Below are 17144 nucleotides of genomic sequence, written 5' to 3' on the forward strand. Positions count from 1 at the left end.
TCGCCGGCCCTCGATTCCGCAGTTGGTCGACCTACAGGTCGGCGGCGGTCAGCGGAGCGCCCGGATCCGGGGTGGCCACCTCGGGATAGCCCAGGGCCTCGGTCAACTCCTGCCACGCGCGGGCCACGGCCAAGTGCCGCTGGCCTCCACGCAGCGGGTCCAGGTCCGCAGCGGCGCGCTCGCGCAGCTGGTCCAGAGCGGCCAGCACCCCGTCCCCCCACACGTCGTGCATCGCGGTCGCCCAAGTGGGCGTCTCGACTGGACCCACGTGTTCGCCGGTGACGCCGAGGTCGTCCGCTGCGTCCGATCGGCTCGGGAGGAACTGCCCCGCCGAATCCGATGGCATACGCAGCACCGGGCTCCAGATCACCGGCCCGTGGGTGTTGACCAGCATCAGGTTGCCCGCGTCGGTGCCGACGGTGATCCGGTGCAACAACAGGCTCATGCTGTCGTCTCCGGCCTGCATCCGGTTCTCCATTCGCAGCGTCAGCGGCACACCCGCAACCTGACCGTCCACACTGGTCAGTGGTCGCCCGGCGCGGTCGCCGATCGGCGCCGCCGACCACGGCCGCAGCCCGTCGAAGATCTCGGCCAGGACGTCGAGCAGGTCGAACGAGACCTGCACCGCGCACATGGCGTCGACGAACACCGGGGTGCGCACCAGGACCAGCCGACGAGCGGCCAAGATGAACCGCCGGACCGGTTCCAGGTGCGGGTAGAAGGTGTTCACCAGGTACTGGACCCCGGCCCGGCGCGCCACCTTCAGGCAGTCCGCCAGCTCGCTCGGATGCACCGGATGTTCTTGCAGCACGTGGATTCCGCGCTCCAGCAGCTCTTGGGCCAGCTCCGCACCCCGCCCGCCGCCGACTGCGGTCGACACCACCACGCAGGCCGCGTCGACGTCACGGGGTAGTTCCTCAACCGCGGTGTACAGCGGAACGCCGTACTCCTCTGCGAGCACAACAGACCGGGGGCTGCCCCGCGCCAGGATGCCGACGAGTTGGAAACGCTCGGGCGAACGAGCGAGGGCGGAGAGGTACACCTGGCCGAAACGCGTGCCGCACACGACGATTCGCATCGGGCCTGACGTCGTGCCGGTCATCGGCGTTCCACCGACGACGTCGCGATCGCCTCCGCCAGCAGCGTCACGTGCGGTGGCCGCAGGCAGCTGAAGTGGTCGCCTGGCACCTCCTCGATCGTCAAGTCACCCAGGCACACCGTGCGCCAGAAGCTGGTCGTGTCGTCCGGCGCGTCGGGAATGAGGTGCGCGGGCTCGGCCGGGCGGAGGAAGGTGATGTCTCCGGCGTACGGTTCCGGCTCGTAGTTCGCGACCGCCTCGACGAACCGCTGTGCGAAGGCGTGGTCCACCACGAATTCGTCCTGCAGCAGCTGCGGAATGCGGTGGCTGGACACCAGGATCAGCCGTCGCACAGTCGCGTTCGCCTCGTCGAGGGCGCGGGCCAGTTCCAGCGCGATCGGGCCGCCGAGGCAGTAGCCGATGATCTCGACGTCGTCGTGTCCGGCGGCTTGCACCTCGCGCGCGTAGCCGACTGCGAGTTCCTCGATGAGGTCCGAGGTGGCGACGTCGACGTCGGGTGCGGCCAGCCCCAACAGCGGTGCGGTTGCCGCGAGTTCGGGGATCAACGCCTGGTGCGGCACCAGGGTTCCCGTGCCGTCGTGCACGAGCAGCCGGACCGGCCCGCGCCCTGTTCCGCCGAGCGGGATCAGCGCCGACTTCCGGGCCACCGCAGTGCGCACCGGGGTCTGCTCCGTAGCGGCGCTGGTCTTCAACCACTGCGCAAGACCGGCGACCATGGGCGTGTCCAGCAGGGCGCGCAACAGCACGTCGAAGGGGACCTGCGCGGCCTCGGGAACACGTTCGCGCACCTGCCCGACGAACTGCGCCGCCAGCAGCGAATTGCCACCCGCGTCGAAGAATCCCCGGTCGCGGCTCGGCAGCTCGCCACCGAGGACCTCCGTCCACAGCTGCGCGACCTGCTGCTCGCTCCCGGGCCACGGCGGCTCGGAGCGCTCGTCAGGCCGCGAACCCGGCACCGGCGCCGACTCGAGCAGCCGTTTGCGGTCGACCTTCCCGTTCGATGTCAGCGGCAACGCCTCGACGATCCGCACCTGGGCGGGAACCATGTGCGCAGGCAGCCGTTCGGCCACCCACCCGACGAGCTCCGCGGTGTCGGCGGATCCGGTCGGCTGCCGCGGAATGACGAAGGCGATCAAGGCCCGCTCGAACACGTCGCCGCCCACTGCCAGCACCACGCTGGTGCTCACCGCCGAGTGGTCGCCGAGCACCGCTTCGACCTCGCCGAGTTCGATCCGGTGGCCGCGGATCTTGACCTGCTGGTCCGCGCGGCCGAGGAACTCGATCTCGCCGGTCGGCAGGTAGCGGCCGAGATCACCGGTGCGGTAGAGCCGTTCCCCCGTCACCGGGTGCTGGACGAAGCGCTCCGCGGTCCGCTCCGGATCGTTGAGGTAGCCGGTCGCCAGGCCGATGCCCGCGATGTGCAGTTCGCCGGCGACCAGGTCGGGCCGCGCGCGCAGCGCGCTGTCGAGCACGTGGAAGCGCTGGTTCACCAGCGGGGTTCCGTACGGGATGCTGCGCCAGTGCGGTTCGACGGTCTCGATGCGGTGGTAGATCGACCAGATCGCCGCCTCCGTCGCCCCGCCAAGGCTGACCAGTTCGGTGCCGGGCAGGTGCCGTTCGGCGTGGCCGGGCAGCGACAGCGGGATCCAGTCACCCGATAGCAGCGCCACTCGCAGCGTGGCGAGGTCGGCGGGTTCGGCGTCCAGGTAGTGCAGCAACATCTGCAGCTGGGCGGGAACCGAGTTCCACAGCGTCACACCGTGCTCGGCCACCGTCGCGGCCCAGTGCGAAGGATCGCCGCGGCGCGCGGGGTCCGGCAGCACCAGGGTGGCACCGACGGCGGGCGGGCCGAACAGGTCGTACACGGACAGGTCGAAGCTCAGCGCCGCCAGCCCCAGGACCCGGTCCCCGTCGCCGACGCCGAAGCGCTGGTTGATGTCGTGCACCGTGTTCGCGGCAGCGCGGTGGCTGATCATCACGCCCTTGGGCACGCCGGTCGACCCCGAGGTGTGCATGACGTAGGCGAGTTCACCGGGTGGCACCCGGGGACCGTCGGGGACCTCGGCCACCGGGATCGGTTCCACGTCGGCCACTTCCACCACCTGGACGCCGGGCGGCAGCTCGCCGGTCGCCTTGACGACGACCGCGAAACCGGCACCGCTGCCGGTGAGGATCCGATCGCGGCGGACCGCGGGCTGGCCGGGGTCGACGGGGACGTACACGCCGCCCGCGAGCAGCACGCCGAGCACCCCGACCGCCTGGTCCCGGCACTTGTCGATCAGGACGCCGACGAAGTCGCCGGGGCGGCAGCCCGCGGCCCGCAACCGCTCGGCGACTCCCGCAGCGCGGCCCAACCACTGCCCGTAGGTCAGCGACCCGGCGGCGTCGAGCACCGCGACCTGGTCCGGGAATTTGCGCGTGTAGGCCACGAGAGGTTCGTGCAGCAGGCAATCCGGCGCCGGTGCCATCGTGGTGTTCACCGCGGTCCGGCGGGCGCGCTGCTGGTCCGGCAACGGCTGCGGATCCACCGCCGTCCACGTCTCGTCATGCTCGGCCAGCCGGTGCAGGAGCCCTTCGAACGCAGCAAACATGTCGTCCACCAGGCCGTCTGGGAAAACGCCCTCCCGCACGTCCCAGTACACGTCCAGACCGCCGAACTGGTCGCCCACCTGGCAATCGATCCACACCTGCGGTGTCTGGCTGATTCCGTGCACCGGCCGCGTGTTCCGGCCGGCAGCCGATGCCTCGATGCCACCGACCCCGATGCTGCCGGTGAACACCACCGGCAGGACCGCGGCCTCCCGCCCGCGGCGCCGGGTGAGTTCGCGCAGGACCTCCACTCCGCTGCACAGCCGATGATCGAGGTCGTCGAAAACCCTCTCGCCCAGGGCGCGGGCCCGTTCCGCGAAGCTCGTCTGGCCTTCGATCTCGACGGCCAGCAGGCTTAGCGAGGTGAAATCGCCGAGCAGCCGGTTCACGTGCGGGTGCAGCGGCATCCGGTTGAGCACGGGCAGCCCGAGGCAGAAACGTTCGGTGCTGCTCCAGCGGCCGATCGTCTCCGCGTACGCGGCCAGCACCGCATTGGCGGGCGTCACGCCGGACTCGACGGCACGCGCTTTCAACGCCTGCCACACGCGGTCGTCCAGCGTCGTCGTCCAGCGGCCGAAGCGCGGCGGCGTCGTTGCCGGATCGTGGTCGTCGCGCAGCGGAAGCGCCGGTGCACCGGGGAGCTCGTCGATGCGGTTCCACCAGTAGGCCCGGTCGCGCGCGTGCTGTTCGGTGTCCCGCAGCCGGCGCTCGGCGAGGACGTAGTCCCGGAAAGTCGCCTCCACCTCGGGAAGTTCGCAGTCCGGCTGCTGGTAACGACGATCCAGTTCGGACAGCGCCTGCTGCATGCTGAGCCAGTCCAGCGCCATGAAGTCCACCGACACGTGCAGCACGCAGCGCTCGGTGGCCGAAGTCAGGCGCAGCTCGTACATGGGGCGCTCGCCCGCGGGGTGCACTTTGTGGGAGAGCTCGTCGCGCACTCCGGCGATCGCCGCTTCGACGGCGTCGCGGGATGCTCCGCGGAGGTCGGCGACCGTGATGCCGGTGTCCGGCAACTCGGGCAGGACGCGCTGGGTGCCGTCCTCGGAGATCACCGTCCGCAAGGTGTCGTGGCGTTGCACGAGGCCGTCCCACGCCTGTTGCAGTCGCTCCGGATCCAGTCCTGGCGGGTACTCGAACTCCTGGTAAATGTGACAGGAGACGCCGCCGTAGTCGAAGGCCGGGTTGCGCCCGAACAGGTACGCCGACTGGATGTCGGTCAGTGGGAAGGGCTCTTCGCGCTCCACCGGCCGGGATTGCCACACCGGTTCGTGCGCTGCGTCGGCCACGGCCTCCAGCAGCTCGGCCTTGCTGCGGCGCAGCTCCGCCAGGCGCTGGTCGGTCATCGCACCGCGGGGCGCACGGAACCGCAGCTGATGTCCGTCGCGCCACAGCTGGATCCCGGCGCTCCGGAATTCGTCGAGCAGCTCGTTGGCGTTCACACCGCACCTTCTTCGAACTCGTCGCCGTTGTCCCTGTCGGCCGCCCGCCCGCCACCGGCGGCATCGAGCTGCTCGATCAGCACGCTCAACCCGGCGACGGTCGGGGTGCGCATGACCTCGCGCATGGGCAGTTCGACGCCCAGCACCGCACGCACCTCAGCGACGAACCGCGTCGCGAGCAGGCTGTCCCCGCCGAGCCGGAAGAAGTTCTCGTCCCGGCCCACCGAATCGAGCCCGAGCAGCTTCGCCCACCGTTCGGCGACGAACACCTCGGTAGGGCCCTGCGGCGGATCGCCCACCTCGCGCGGCCGGTCGGCGGACTCGTCGAGAACCGCCCGCACCTGCCGCCGGTCGACCTTCCCGTTGGCGCTCAACGGCAGCACGGGGAGCACGGCGAGCCGGTCCGGGACCATGTGCTCGGGCAGCCGGTCCGCCGCCCATCGGCCCAACTGCTCGGTATCGACCCCGGGCGCGGTCTCGGGTCGATCCGCGGTGATCAGGACCTCGCCGGTGTCTTCGGTGCGCACCACCTCAACGTTCTGCAATCCCGCCCGGACGCAGGCCCGCACCCAGCGCTCGGAGTCGTACAACCACGGCGAATGCGACCGGCCGTCGCTGAACCGGCCCGCTCGGGCCTCCAGCGGTAGTGCGGTCACCAGCGCGAGCGGCGTCAGGTAGGCGCGTTCGAGCAGGTAGAGACGTCCACCCGGGGCCAGGAGCAAGGCCGTGGTCACCGCCGCCAGCTCCGGGTCCGGCATCCGGTGCAGGACGTTGTTGGCCACGACGGCATCGAATGCGTGGACGTGCTGCCCGGCTATCACGGCAGCGCCCTGCACTGCGGCATGCGTGCGGTGTCCGAGCTCCCGCAGCTGTGCCTCGGCGTTGGCCAGCGCCGATTTCGAAGTGCCTAGCAGCGTGTATTCGACTGTCTCCGCGGGGAGTTTGGCGAGCAGCCGTGCAGCGCCGCGGCCGCCGACCACATCCCACTCCGCGACGGCCGACGGCGCGCTGGTACGCGCCCTCAAGTCATGCGCGACGGTCTTGAGGCACTCCGCCGTTCCCGGCATCAGATCGTTGAGCGCCTCCGGAGCCAGCACCGGATCGTCCAGCAGCGCGGTGGCGTCGGCGTCGCCGGACATGATGGCCGTGAGGAGCGGTCCGGCCCATTCCAGCGCGGTGGCGACCGGCTCCAGGCAGGTCCAGCGGGTGGACTCGCGGCCCCGTCCGATCCGGGCCGGATCCGTGACTTCGCCCCACCTGGGGCCGTGCTGGTACACCGCACCAGCACGGCGCAGGACGTCGCGCTGCGCGAGGTACTCGAGCCAGACGTCGGCCACTGGGCGCTGTTGCGCGCAAGTAGACGCGGCATCCGGACCGATCAACGGCGCGACGACGTCAGCCAGCAGCACCTCCACCAGTTGGTGCTCGAGCAGGTGCGGATCGGATTCCGCCGCGACACCGGTTGTGGGCGGCAGGAATTCGTTCCCGGTGGTGTCCGGACCATCCTGGTCGTGGTCGGACGCCGGCGAGCGTTCGACGACGGCGGTGACCAGTTCCCGGCGTCCTTCGGTGAGCGCAACGGCCACCGCCTGCGCCACGGCGGGATGCGCCTGCAGGCAGGCTTCGATCTCCCCCAGCTCGACCCGGAAGCCGTTGATCTTCACCTGGTGGTCAAGGCGCCCCAGAAACTCGAGGTTCCCATCCGGCCAGTAGCGGCCGAGATCACCGGTGCGGTACCAGCGCTCGCCGTCCTGCTGTGGGAAGCGGGTCGCGGTCAGTTCCGGATCACCGCGATAGCCGAGGGCGACCCCGGCACCGCCGATCCAGAGCTCGCCCGGCACCCAGTCGGGACAATCCCGGCCGCGGCCGTCAACCACCCGGAACTTCTGGTTCCGCAGCGGTTTTCCGTACGGGATCGAGCGCCAGCTGGCCGGTACCCCGGTGACCTCGTAGGAGTTCGACCAGATCGCGGCCTCGGTGGCGCCGCCGAGGGCGAGCAACCGGCACCGGCCGCTCGACGCGCGGGCCAACCGGTCGGGCAGGTCGAGCCCCACCCAGTCGCCGGAGAGCAGGGCCAGGCGCATGGTGCTGGGAAGCGGCTCATCCGCGGTGGTCAGCAGCATGTCGAGCAGGGCGGGGACGGTGTTCCAGACAGTCACCGAGTGCCGTCGGCACAGCGCCAGCCACTCGGTGGCGTCGCGCCGCCCGGACTCCGGCACCAGGACGACCGCGCCGCCCACCGCGAGGAACCCGAACACGTCCCACACCGAGAGGTCGAAATCCAGCGCGGACACCGCCAGAATCCGGTCACCTGTGCCGATTCCGAACTGCTCGTTGATGTCCTCGACCGTGTTGACCGCGGCGCGATGGCTGAGCTCGACCCCCTTGGGCAGGCCCGTGGAGCCCGAGGTGAAGATCACGTAGGCAATGTCGTCCGGATCGGCGGGCACCGGCGCGCTCAGCGGTTGCGCGAGCATCGCCTCCTCGATCGGTAGCACCTCCGCGCCGGCCTCGCCCAGGTCCAGCTGCCCGCTGCCGTCGAGAACCACTCCGGCACCGCTGAGCTCGAGGATGCGAGCGCGGCGCTCGAATGGTTGATCCACGCCGATCGGCACGTACGCAGCACCAGCGGCGAGGACGCCGAGCACGGCGGCGATCTGCTGCGCGCCCTTCGGGGCGATCACCGCGACGTACGAGCCGCGGCCGATACCGCGCTGCGCCAGTGCACCGGCTATGGCCAGGGAGCACCGGGCCAGCTCGTCGTGAGCCATCACCCCGCTCTTGCCCCACAACAGGGCGGGCTGACCAGACCGATCGCCGGACTGCTCGAAAAACGCTGTGTGCAGGAGGTTTTCGGTGATATCGCGTGTGGTCGAGTTGACCACCTCGCGCCGCTGCCGCTGCGCGACGGGCAGCGGGACCTCCAGCAGCGCGGTGTCCCAGTCGGAGCTCAGCAGGCGGTGCACCAACGTCTCGTAGGCCGACATCATCGCGTCCAGCACACCGTCCGGGAACAGCTCCTCGACGGCGTCCCAGACCAGCACCACACCGCCGTCGCGGTCGCGGTAGACCTGGTGGTCGAGCCAGATCTGCGGGGTCTGGGAGAGCATCCACGTCGCCTCGCCGAAGCGCGCCGCGAACTCGTCCGGAACCAGCGGTGCGGACAGGTCGCAGGCGAAGACCACCGGCGCGGTGCGGGGCGCGTCCAGATCGGTGCGGACGAAGTCGCGCAGCACCTCGACACCGGAATAGGCCGCGTTGCCGATGTCCTCGTGCATCTGCTTCTGCAAGATGCGGGCGCATTCGGCGAAGCTGCCGCCGGACAGCTCGACCTCGGTCAGCACCAACCCCGTGAAGTCCGCGACGACCCGGTCGATCTCGGGGTGCGCGTCGAGGTCGCGGTCGAACAGCGGCAGGTTGAGCAGGAAGTGGTCATCCCCGCTCCACCGGCCCAGGACCATGGCGAACGCGGTGGCCAGCACCACCGAGGGAGTCAGACCGGCTGCACCGGCCTGGCCCTCCAGGACGAGCCACTCGTCGGCTCCGAGCGCGCAGGAACGGCGGACGAACTTCGGTGCGACCACCGCTTCGGGATCGACCGCCAACGGCAGCTTCGGTCCCCCGGGCAGCGACGGCAACCGTTCCTGCCAGTAGGCGCGCGCCCGGTCGCGCTCCGCGCGGCGACCGTCCTCCTGGTCGGCGAGATACCGGTCGAACGTGCAGGTGATCGCTTCGAGCGCGCCGGGATCGTCGTACAGGGCGGCCAGATCCGCGAGCAGCACGCGGATGCTGGCCAGGTCCGAGGCCAGCAGGTCGACGTTGAAGTGGAGCCGGTCCACCCCGTCGGGAAGCCTGGTCAGCTGGACGTCGATTACCTCGCCCCGGTCGACGTCCAGACGCCGGTGCGACAGCCGGTCGCGCAGTGCCTGCGCCTCGGCTTCGGCCTGCTCGACGGCACGATCGCGGAAGTCGTGGACGGTCACGCCCGGCCACGGGGATTCCGGCAGCACGTGCTGGGTCGCGTCGTCGGCGAACCGCACGCGCAGCATCGGATGGCGTTCGACCAGGGCCCGCACCGCCCGCTCGAGACGACGCGTTTCCACTTGCGCCGCATCGAATTCGAGGTAGGCGTGGCAGCTGACGCCGCCGAGCGGCTGATCGTCGGCGCGCCCGATCAGGTAGGCCTGCTGCACCGCAGTGAGCGGGAACGGCCGATCCGCTTGGTCGTCGGGCTCGACCTCGGATCTCCGCGGCTGCGGTCGAGGCGTGGCACCGGGGGTGAGCAGCTCGAACCACGCCGCCAGCCGCGGATCTTCGGACAACTGCTCGAACTTGACCTCGGCCCCGGCCCGCTTGAGACGGGTCGCCAGCCGCATCAGCTCGAGCGACTGCAGGCCGAGTTCGAAGAGGTTGCTGTCGTCGTCGGCCGCGGTCAACTCGATGCCCAGCAGATCGGAGACCGCTCGGCGCAGGGCGTTGCGTTCCGCCACCTCATCCGCGGCGACACGATCGATGCTCTCCAATGACACTTCTCAGCTCCCTTGCGCGCGATCGACTCCGCAGCGGCCGGTCCGAGCCAGTGGCCGACGGCCCGGCGCGCAGGCCGGTGGGCACCGTGCAGATCTCGACTGCTCCAGAATTGACATCCCCGGGTCATCCCCGAACTCACCGGCGTTTCCGGGCAATCCGCCCGGTCAGCTGTGCTGGAGCTGGAACCGGCCCTCGCGCAGCGCGCTCTTGTCGATCTTGCCTACCGGTGTGCGGGGCAGGTCCGGCACGACGAACAGCTCGTCCGGCAGCTTGTAGGACGCCAGCCCGCGATCGCGGATGTGCTCCTTGATGGTGCGCAGCGAGATCGGCTCCGCCGCGGCGCTGCCGAGCACGACGAACACGCAGATGCGTTCGTCGAGATCGTCGTCCGGGATGCCGACCACCGCGGCGTCCCGGACCAGCGGGTGGGTCAGCACGTGGCCCTGCACCTCCTCGGCCGAGACCTTCTCGCCCAGGTGGTGGATGATGTCCTTCAACCGGCCCTCGATGACGAGGTTCCCGTCGTCAGTCAGCCTGGCCAAATCGCCGGTGCGGTAAAATCCGTCGGCGGTGAACGATCGGCGGTTGTGCTCCGGTGCGGCGAAGTAGCCCCGGATCGTGTAGGGGCCGCGGGTGAGCAGTTCACCGGTTTCGCCCGGGGCAACGTCCCGGGTGTCGGCGTCAACGATCCGGATCTCGTCGTCTGGGCACAGCGGGGTGCCCTCGGTGCCGAAGACGACCTCCGGCGGATCGTCGAGGCGGGTGTGGGTGATCAGCCCCTCCCCGATGCCGTACACGTTCATGATTCGGCAGCCCAGGCTCGCGGTAACCCGCTCGGCCGCCGCGGGACCGAACTTCGAACTGCCCACCTGCACGACCACGCCGGACATGTCGACGGGGCTGCTCTGCGCGGTATCCGCCCAGAGTAGGGCCAACGCGGGCACCAGCGTCGTGAGCGTGACCCCCTCCTGCTCGATCAGCGGGAATACGTGGTCCGGGCTGGCATTGGCGGCCAGCACGGCCTTTCCGCCGACCAGCAGCGCGCCCAACGCTCCGGGGCAGCCGAGCGCGGCGTTGTGCGGTACGGGATTCGCGGCGAGGTAGACGCCGCTGTCATCGAATTCGGCGGCGCGGGCGCACGCGAAGATGTTGTAGGCGTAGTCGTCGTGCGTCCGGGGTATCAGCTTCGGCGCACCGGTGGTTCCGCCCGACAGCAGCAGCAGCGCCACCTCGGACGCGTCGACCGGCGGCAGGTCCCGCACGTCGGACTCGGCGAGCTCGGACAGCGGCGTGAACTCCTCGGCCTCACCAGCGATGACGACGTGCCGCAGACCTGGCGCGTCCTGGCCGACCTTGCGGGCCAGCTCACGGTAGTCGAAGCCCTGGAGCCGATCCGGGCCGACGTAGGCCACGGCGTCCGAGGAGCGCACCAGGTGGCTGATCTCGTCGCGGCGATGACCGGGCAGGGCCAGCACCGGGATCGCGCCGATGCTCATCAGCGCGAAGGTGGTGGACAGGAACTCGATCGCGTTGGGCAGGTGCACGACCACTCGGTCCCGACGACCGATGCCGAGGTCGAGCAGACCGGACGCGATCCGGTCGGCCTCCTCCACCAGCTGCGCGTAGCTCACCCGCCGGGTCGCGTCCACCGCGGCGATCTTGTCCGGGTGGCGAACGGTGCTCTCGGCGAGCAGCTGCCGCAGCGAGGTGCCGTTCCAGTAGCCGGCACGGCGGTAACGATCGGCGAAGTCAGGTGGCCAGGGTACGAACCCGTCCAGCATGTGTCCTCCAGAGGCGTTGCGGCGCCCTCAGATTCGGCCACGAACGCGGCAGCCCGCAGCGGACCCGACAGAGCTTTGACAGATTGCCGCGGGCGGGCCGGGGGTGTTGGTGACGCTCTGGACGTGAATCGCGTACGAACACGTGACCGAGGTTGGGTGCGGGCCCTCAACAGCGTGGAGTGCCCGGCCGTTCGGCTCGTCTGCTTCCCGCATTCCGGTGGTACGGCGGCGACGTACCACGGCTGGTCGTCGGCGGTGCCCGAGGACTTCCAGCTGCTTGCCGTGCAGTACCCAGGGCACGCCGACCGGATCGCCGAACCACCCGCGAGCAGCGTCGCCGAGATGGCGTCGCACGCCGATGCGGAACTGTCGCAGCTCGATCCTGCGCGCTGCGTGCTGTTCGGCCACAGCCTGGGCGCGCTGGTCGCCTACGAGACCGCGCGGGAGTTGCAGAGCAGCGGGAACCCCCCGCACTGCCTGGTCGTTTCGGGCGCTCCGGCGCCGTGGCAGGCCGGTGGCGGGACCACGCACCTGGCCACCGACGACGACCTGTGGGCCGCCCTGCGGGACCTCGGCGGGCTCGAACCGAGCGTCGCCGACGACGCCGAGCTCCGGGATCTGCTGCTGCCCGTCCTCCGGTCGGACATCGCGCTCCACGAGACCTACCAGCCGGCGCCGCAGCTCGAACCGCTGGACTGCCAGGTCCACTGCTACTACAACACCGAGGATCCGCTGGTGGCCGGTGCGCAGCTCGGCGCTTGGTCCGGGGTCGGCACCGGCTCGTTCCTCTTGCGGGCGCTGCCCGGTGGGCATTTCGACCTCCTCTTGGATCCGACCGAGCTGATCACCGACGTCGTCGCGGCGCTCGGGAAAGGCGGAGTTCTGCGATGAATGTTTCCGGGAAGTCGGTCGTGGTCACCGGTGCGGCCACCGGCATCGGCCGCGGCATCGCCGAATGCCTGTTGGACGCGGGTGCCGACGTGACGATCGTCGGACGCCGGGAGGAACCGCTGCGGGAGCTGGTGCAGCGGTACGGGCAGGCCGTTGCCGTGGTGCGGCAGGACGTCTGCGCACCCGGTGCCTCCGAGCGGATCGTCGCGGCCGCGACCGAGACTTTCGGCGGGCTCGACGCGGTGGTCAACAACGCCGGGTTGGCCCGCTTCGGCGACCTCGATGCGATCGACCCCGCGGAGTTCGACGCGATGTTCGCGGTCAACGTCCGCGCGCCAGCCGAGCTGATCCGGTGCGCGCTGCCGCAGCTGCGGGCCAACCGCGGCAGCGTGGTCAACGTCTCGTCGGTCGGCGGTGCGCTGTCCATGCCGGGGCGCTCCTTCTACGGCGCGACCAAGGCAGCGCTCAACAGCCTGACCCGTTCCCTGGCGAGGGAGCTCGCGCCGGACGTGCGGGTGAACGCCATCCTGCCCGGTCCGGTGGACACCCCGATGTGGCGCGAGACCGGCCTGGACGAAGCCGGTACCGATCAGCTGCGCACCGACCTGGTCGCGTCGACCCCGATGGGCCGGTTCGGCGCCGCTGCGGAAGTCGGCCGGTGGGTGTGCACGCTGCTCGACCCGGACACCTCGAGCTGGATCACGGGTGCGCTGATCCCCGTCGACGGTGGCCGCACGGCCTGACAGACCTCGCCCGTCCGAAGAACACCCCCACAGAGCAAAGGTGGTACGAGCGTGAGCCCAGACATCCTGTCCGCCGCCGGAACCATTCCTTCGTCGTGTCTGCACCGCATCTTCCGGGCAGCGGAGGACAAGGAGGAAGCCGACGGCGTCGACGTGGTGAAGCTGCACGTCGGTGACCCGTACTTCAACCCGCCCGACGAGGTGGCCGAGGCGTTCATCGATGCCGTGCGGCGCGGCGAGACCAAGTACACCGGTGTGGAGGGCATGCCCGAGCTGCGCGCGGCGGCGGTGGACAAGCTCCGCGCCGACAACGGGGTGGACAGCGAGGTCTCCCGGTTGTTGATCTCGCCGGGGTCGTGCGAGGGCCTGGCCGCCCTGCTCCAGTCGCTCGCCGAGCCCGGTGCCGAAATCCTGCTGCCAGAACTGCACTGGCCGGTCCACCTGCAGCAGAGCGTGCTCGCGGGCTTCCGGCCGGTGCTGTACCCACTCGGAACGGGCTTCCGCCCCGATCCCGAGATGATCGCTGCCGCGGCGACACCGCGCACCCGGGCGCTGATGATCAACTCCCCGGCCAACCCGACCGGCGTGGTCCTGGACCGCGACGAGATCAGCGCTCTGCTGGAACTGGCCCGTAGCCGGGGCTGGCACGTCATCAGCGACGAGGCCTACGAGCACTTCCTCTACGACGACGACCACATCTCGGTCGCCGCGCTCGAACGGGACGTCCCGGTCTCCGAGCGCATCGTGCACAGCGCTTTCAGCTTCTCCAAGAGCTTCGCGATGACCGGCTACCGGCTGGGCTACGTCGCGCTGGCCAACGACCGGGCCGCCGACGTCATGAAGGTCGTCCAGGAGGCCAACATCATCGGCACCTCGACCCCGGCGCAGCACGCGGGCATCGCCGCGCTGCACAGCCGGTCCGGCACCGCGGCGAACAACCGGAAGATGGTGCAGCACAACAGGGATTCGCTGCTGCCGCCGCTGATCGAGGCCGGTCTGCTCTCGGAGCTCCCAGCCGGCGGGTGGTACGCGATGCTCGACGTGGGCCGGACCGGGCTGGACGCCGAAACGTTCGCGACCCGGCTGCTCGAAGCCAAAGGCGTCGCGGTGGTGCCGGGCAACGGGTTCGCCCTGCGTCCCGACGTCGACGACCGGGGCCACATCCGCTCCCACGACTACGCGCCCTGGGCACAGCACCTGGTCCGCGTCGCGTTCTGCGTGGACCCGGCGTGGGTCGAGACCGGCGTGCGCCGGCTTCTGGAGTTCGTCGACGAATGCAGCTGAAACCAGCGCGATTCGGCCCGGTGAGCCGAAAGCGGCAGTGCACGAGTTCTTCCCAGAAGTCGGGTCAGTCCGAGGAGGAGTGAGATCATGGCAAGGAGCGTTGTCATCGTCGGGGGCGGGACCGCGGGCTGGATGACCGCGTCCTACTTGAAAGCGGCTTTCGGCGAGCGGCTCTCGGTAACACTCGTCGAGTCCAAGAACGTGCCGACGATCGGCGTCGGCGAGGCGTCCTTCAGCACGATCCGCCACTTCTTCGCCTACCTCGGGCTCGAGGAGACCGACTGGATGGCGGAGTGCCACGCCACCTACAAGTTGGCGATCCGCTTCGACAACTGGCGGGCCGAGGGGCACCACTTCTACCACCCCTTCGAACGGCCGCGGATCGTGGAGGGCGTGTCCCTCACCGACTGGTGGCTGCACAAGCGGCCCAGCGCGGACTTCGACCAGGACTGCTCGGTGATCGCCGCGCTCTGCGAGGCCGAGCGTTCGCCGAGGTTCTTCGAGGGCACCTTGATGGAGCGCGATCTCGTCGAGGACGGGTCGGACCGGGCGGTCCGGTCCACGATGGCCGAGCAGACCACCCAGTTCCCCTACGCGTACCAGTTCGACGCGGCGCTGCTGGCCAGGCTGCTCACCCGATACGGCACCGATCGCGGTGTCCGGCATGTGCTCGACGACGTCGTTGAGACCACTGTGGACGACCGCGGTGACATCAAGCACGTGCGCACCGCCGAGAACGGCGACCTGGCCGGCGATCTTTTCATCGACTGCACGGGATTCCGTGGGTTGCTGATCAACCAACGCCTCGACGTGCCCTTCGTGTCCTACCAGGACACCCTGCCCAACGACCGGGCGGTCGCGCTGCGGGTTCCGGTGGACGCCGCCCAGCACGGGTTCGGCCCGTACACCAGGGCGAGCGCGCAGGCCGCGGGCTGGATCTGGACGATCCCGCTGTTCGGCCGGATCGGCACCGGCTACGTCTACGCCAGCGATTACTGCATCCCGGAGGAGGCCGAACGCACGCTGCGCGCGTACGTGGGCCCCGCCGCGGACGACGTGTCCGCCAACCACATCCGGATGCGGATCGGCCGCAGCGAGAACTCCTGGGTGAACAACTGCGTGGCGATCGGCCTGTCCAGCGGGTTCGTCGAGCCGCTGGAGTCGACGGGCATCTTCTTCATCCAGAACGCGGTCGAGCAGCTGGTCAAGCACTTCCCCGGCGGCCCGGACGACGACCGATTGCGCAAGTCCTACAACCGGCAGGTCGCCAATGTCATGGACGGGGTGCGGGAGTTCCTCGCGCTGCACTACTACGCCGCCAAGCGCAACGACAACCAGTACTGGTGGGATGCCAAGACCCGCGAGCTGCCCGACGCACTGGCCGCGCGGATCGAGCAGTGGCAGGCGAAACTGCCCGACCCGGACACCGTCTTCCCCTACTACCACGGGTTTGAGCCTTACTCCTACGCCGCGATGCTTCTGGGCCTCGGTGGTCTCGAGACCCGCTCGCTGCCCGGCCTGGCGCTGATGGATGACATCGCCGCGACCAAGGAGCTGCGCCTCATCCGCGACCAGGCCAAGTCGCTGGTCGAACGGCTGCCCAGCCACTACGACTACGTGGCGCACCTGCATGGGATGCGCTCGTGATCGCCGATGCCGCGCGGCTAGGAGGTGGCCGGCCATGCCCGATCCCCTGACCGGCGCGGTGGCACGGGCCCCGGTCGACAAGGCGCAGTTCCGCTCCCTGATGGCAGCGCATCCTGCCGGGGTCGCCATCGTGACGACCGCGGAACCCCACGGCCGACCGTGGGGGATGACCTGCTCGTCGATGTGCAGCGTCGCGCTGCAACCGCCGACGCTGCTGGTGTGCTTACGCACGGGCAGTCCGACCTTGGCGGCGCTGCTCCAGGTGTCGGCGTTCGCCGTCAACCTGCTGCACGACCGGGCCGAACCGGCGGCGGAGCTGTTCGCCTCCGGGGCACCGGACCGGTTCGAGCAGGTCGAATGGATCCGGGAACCGAACTCCGGGGTGCCGCACCTGGTCGAGGCCGCCCGCGCGATCGCCGACTGCCGGGTCAGCGGGACGTTGCCCGTCGGGGACCACGTCGTGGTCTTCGGGGAGGTGCTCCAGGTGCGGGCACCGGCGATCCGGTCGTCGAACCCGCTGCTGTACGGGATGCGGCGGTACTGGTCGCTGACCGATGACGCGGGCGGGCGAGAACAAGCTCCCCCACCGACGCGGTGGAGCTGACGGTGCCCGGCGAACAGGTGAATACCGAGGCCCGCGGGCAGTCGGCCGGACCCGGGGCGCGAGTTCCCGATTGCCCGCTGGCGCGCACGGTCGGAATCGTCGGCCACTGGTGGACTTTGGAGATCCTGCATGAGGTCTTCGAGGGCCACACCCGGTTCGGGTCGATCCGCCTGAACCTGGCGCTGCCCGCCGACGTGCTGCGGGAGCGGATCGCCGACCTGGTGGCGAGGGGCCTGCTGGAAACCGCGGACCGCACCGCCGATTCCGGGGACCGCGAGTACCGGCCCACCGATCTCGGCCGGGCACTGCGCCCGCTCGTCCTGGTGATGGCGGCGTACGGGAACCACCGCCTGGCCCAGGAGGAGCGCAGTCTCGTCCTGGTCGACGTGAACACCGGTGCGGCGGTCGATCCGGTCGTGGTCGACCGCCGGACCGGCCGACCCATCGACACCGCCGATCACGTTTTCGCGTGCGGCCCGAGGGCGAGCGACGCGCTCATCGACCGCTACCCGACGATCGCGCAGCAGTGACGTTCCG

10 protein-coding genes are annotated in these 17144 nt (G+C 70.1%); 6 read left to right on the plus strand and 4 right to left on the minus strand.

All coding sequences use genetic code 11. The annotated features are described in order from the left end of the window. Positions 1-31: 31 nt before the first annotated feature. From ACWCO2_RS08010 to ACWCO2_RS08025, 4 genes are all read right to left on the minus strand, one after another. A complete protein-coding gene (locus ACWCO2_RS08010) occupies positions 32-1102 on the minus strand; it encodes a Gfo/Idh/MocA family oxidoreductase (protein ID WP_450126972.1) in 1071 nt (356 codons plus the stop codon). Next, entirely contained in the window at positions 1099-5127 is a 4029-nt protein-coding gene (locus ACWCO2_RS08015; RefSeq protein ID WP_450126973.1) for an amino acid adenylation domain-containing protein, read from the minus strand. Before ACWCO2_RS08015 ends, ACWCO2_RS08010 begins: the two co-directional genes overlap by 4 nt. Then, positions 5124-9656 carry an amino acid adenylation domain-containing protein gene (locus ACWCO2_RS08020; RefSeq protein ID WP_450126974.1) on the minus strand — a complete coding sequence of 1511 codons (4533 nt, stop codon included), beginning with the start codon at positions 9654-9656 and terminating at the stop codon, positions 5124-5126. Before ACWCO2_RS08020 ends, ACWCO2_RS08015 begins: the two co-directional genes overlap by 4 nt. Before the next feature lie 165 nt (positions 9657-9821). Next, positions 9822-11438, minus strand: a complete 1617-nt coding sequence (locus tag ACWCO2_RS08025) for a (2,3-dihydroxybenzoyl)adenylate synthase (RefSeq protein ID WP_450126975.1) — start codon at positions 11436-11438, stop codon at positions 9822-9824. A gap of 156 nt (positions 11439-11594) precedes the next feature. Here ACWCO2_RS08025 and ACWCO2_RS08030 point away from each other — a divergent pair, with 156 nt between their 5' ends. From ACWCO2_RS08030 to ACWCO2_RS08055, 6 genes are all read left to right on the plus strand, one after another. Further along, on the plus strand, positions 11595-12329 hold the full coding sequence (locus ACWCO2_RS08030) for a thioesterase II family protein (protein ID WP_450126976.1): 735 nt from the start codon (positions 11595-11597) through the stop codon (positions 12327-12329). After that, a complete protein-coding gene (locus tag ACWCO2_RS08035; protein WP_450126977.1) occupies positions 12326-13072 on the plus strand; it encodes an SDR family NAD(P)-dependent oxidoreductase in 747 nt (248 codons plus the stop codon). The genes ACWCO2_RS08030 and ACWCO2_RS08035 overlap by 4 nt, the downstream gene beginning before the upstream one ends. Before the next feature lie 51 nt (positions 13073-13123). Beyond that, positions 13124-14356 (plus strand): pyridoxal phosphate-dependent aminotransferase, encoded by a 1233-nt coding sequence (locus ACWCO2_RS08040; protein ID WP_450126978.1) that lies wholly within the window; start codon positions 13124-13126, stop codon positions 14354-14356. An 87-nt stretch (positions 14357-14443) separates the two neighbouring features. Beyond that, positions 14444-16003, plus strand: coding sequence for a tryptophan halogenase family protein (locus tag ACWCO2_RS08045; protein WP_450126979.1), 1560 nt, complete (start codon positions 14444-14446; stop codon positions 16001-16003). A 34-nt stretch (positions 16004-16037) separates the two neighbouring features. Next, on the plus strand, positions 16038-16607 hold the full coding sequence (locus tag ACWCO2_RS08050; RefSeq protein ID WP_450126980.1) for a flavin reductase family protein: 570 nt from the start codon (positions 16038-16040) through the stop codon (positions 16605-16607). A gap of 2 nt (positions 16608-16609) precedes the next feature. Beyond that, on the plus strand, positions 16610-17137 hold the full coding sequence (locus ACWCO2_RS08055) for a winged helix-turn-helix transcriptional regulator (protein WP_450126981.1): 528 nt from the start codon (positions 16610-16612) through the stop codon (positions 17135-17137). Positions 17138-17144: the final 7 nt, after the last annotated feature.

It is taken from the genome of Saccharopolyspora sp. NPDC002376 (assembly GCF_053593195.1).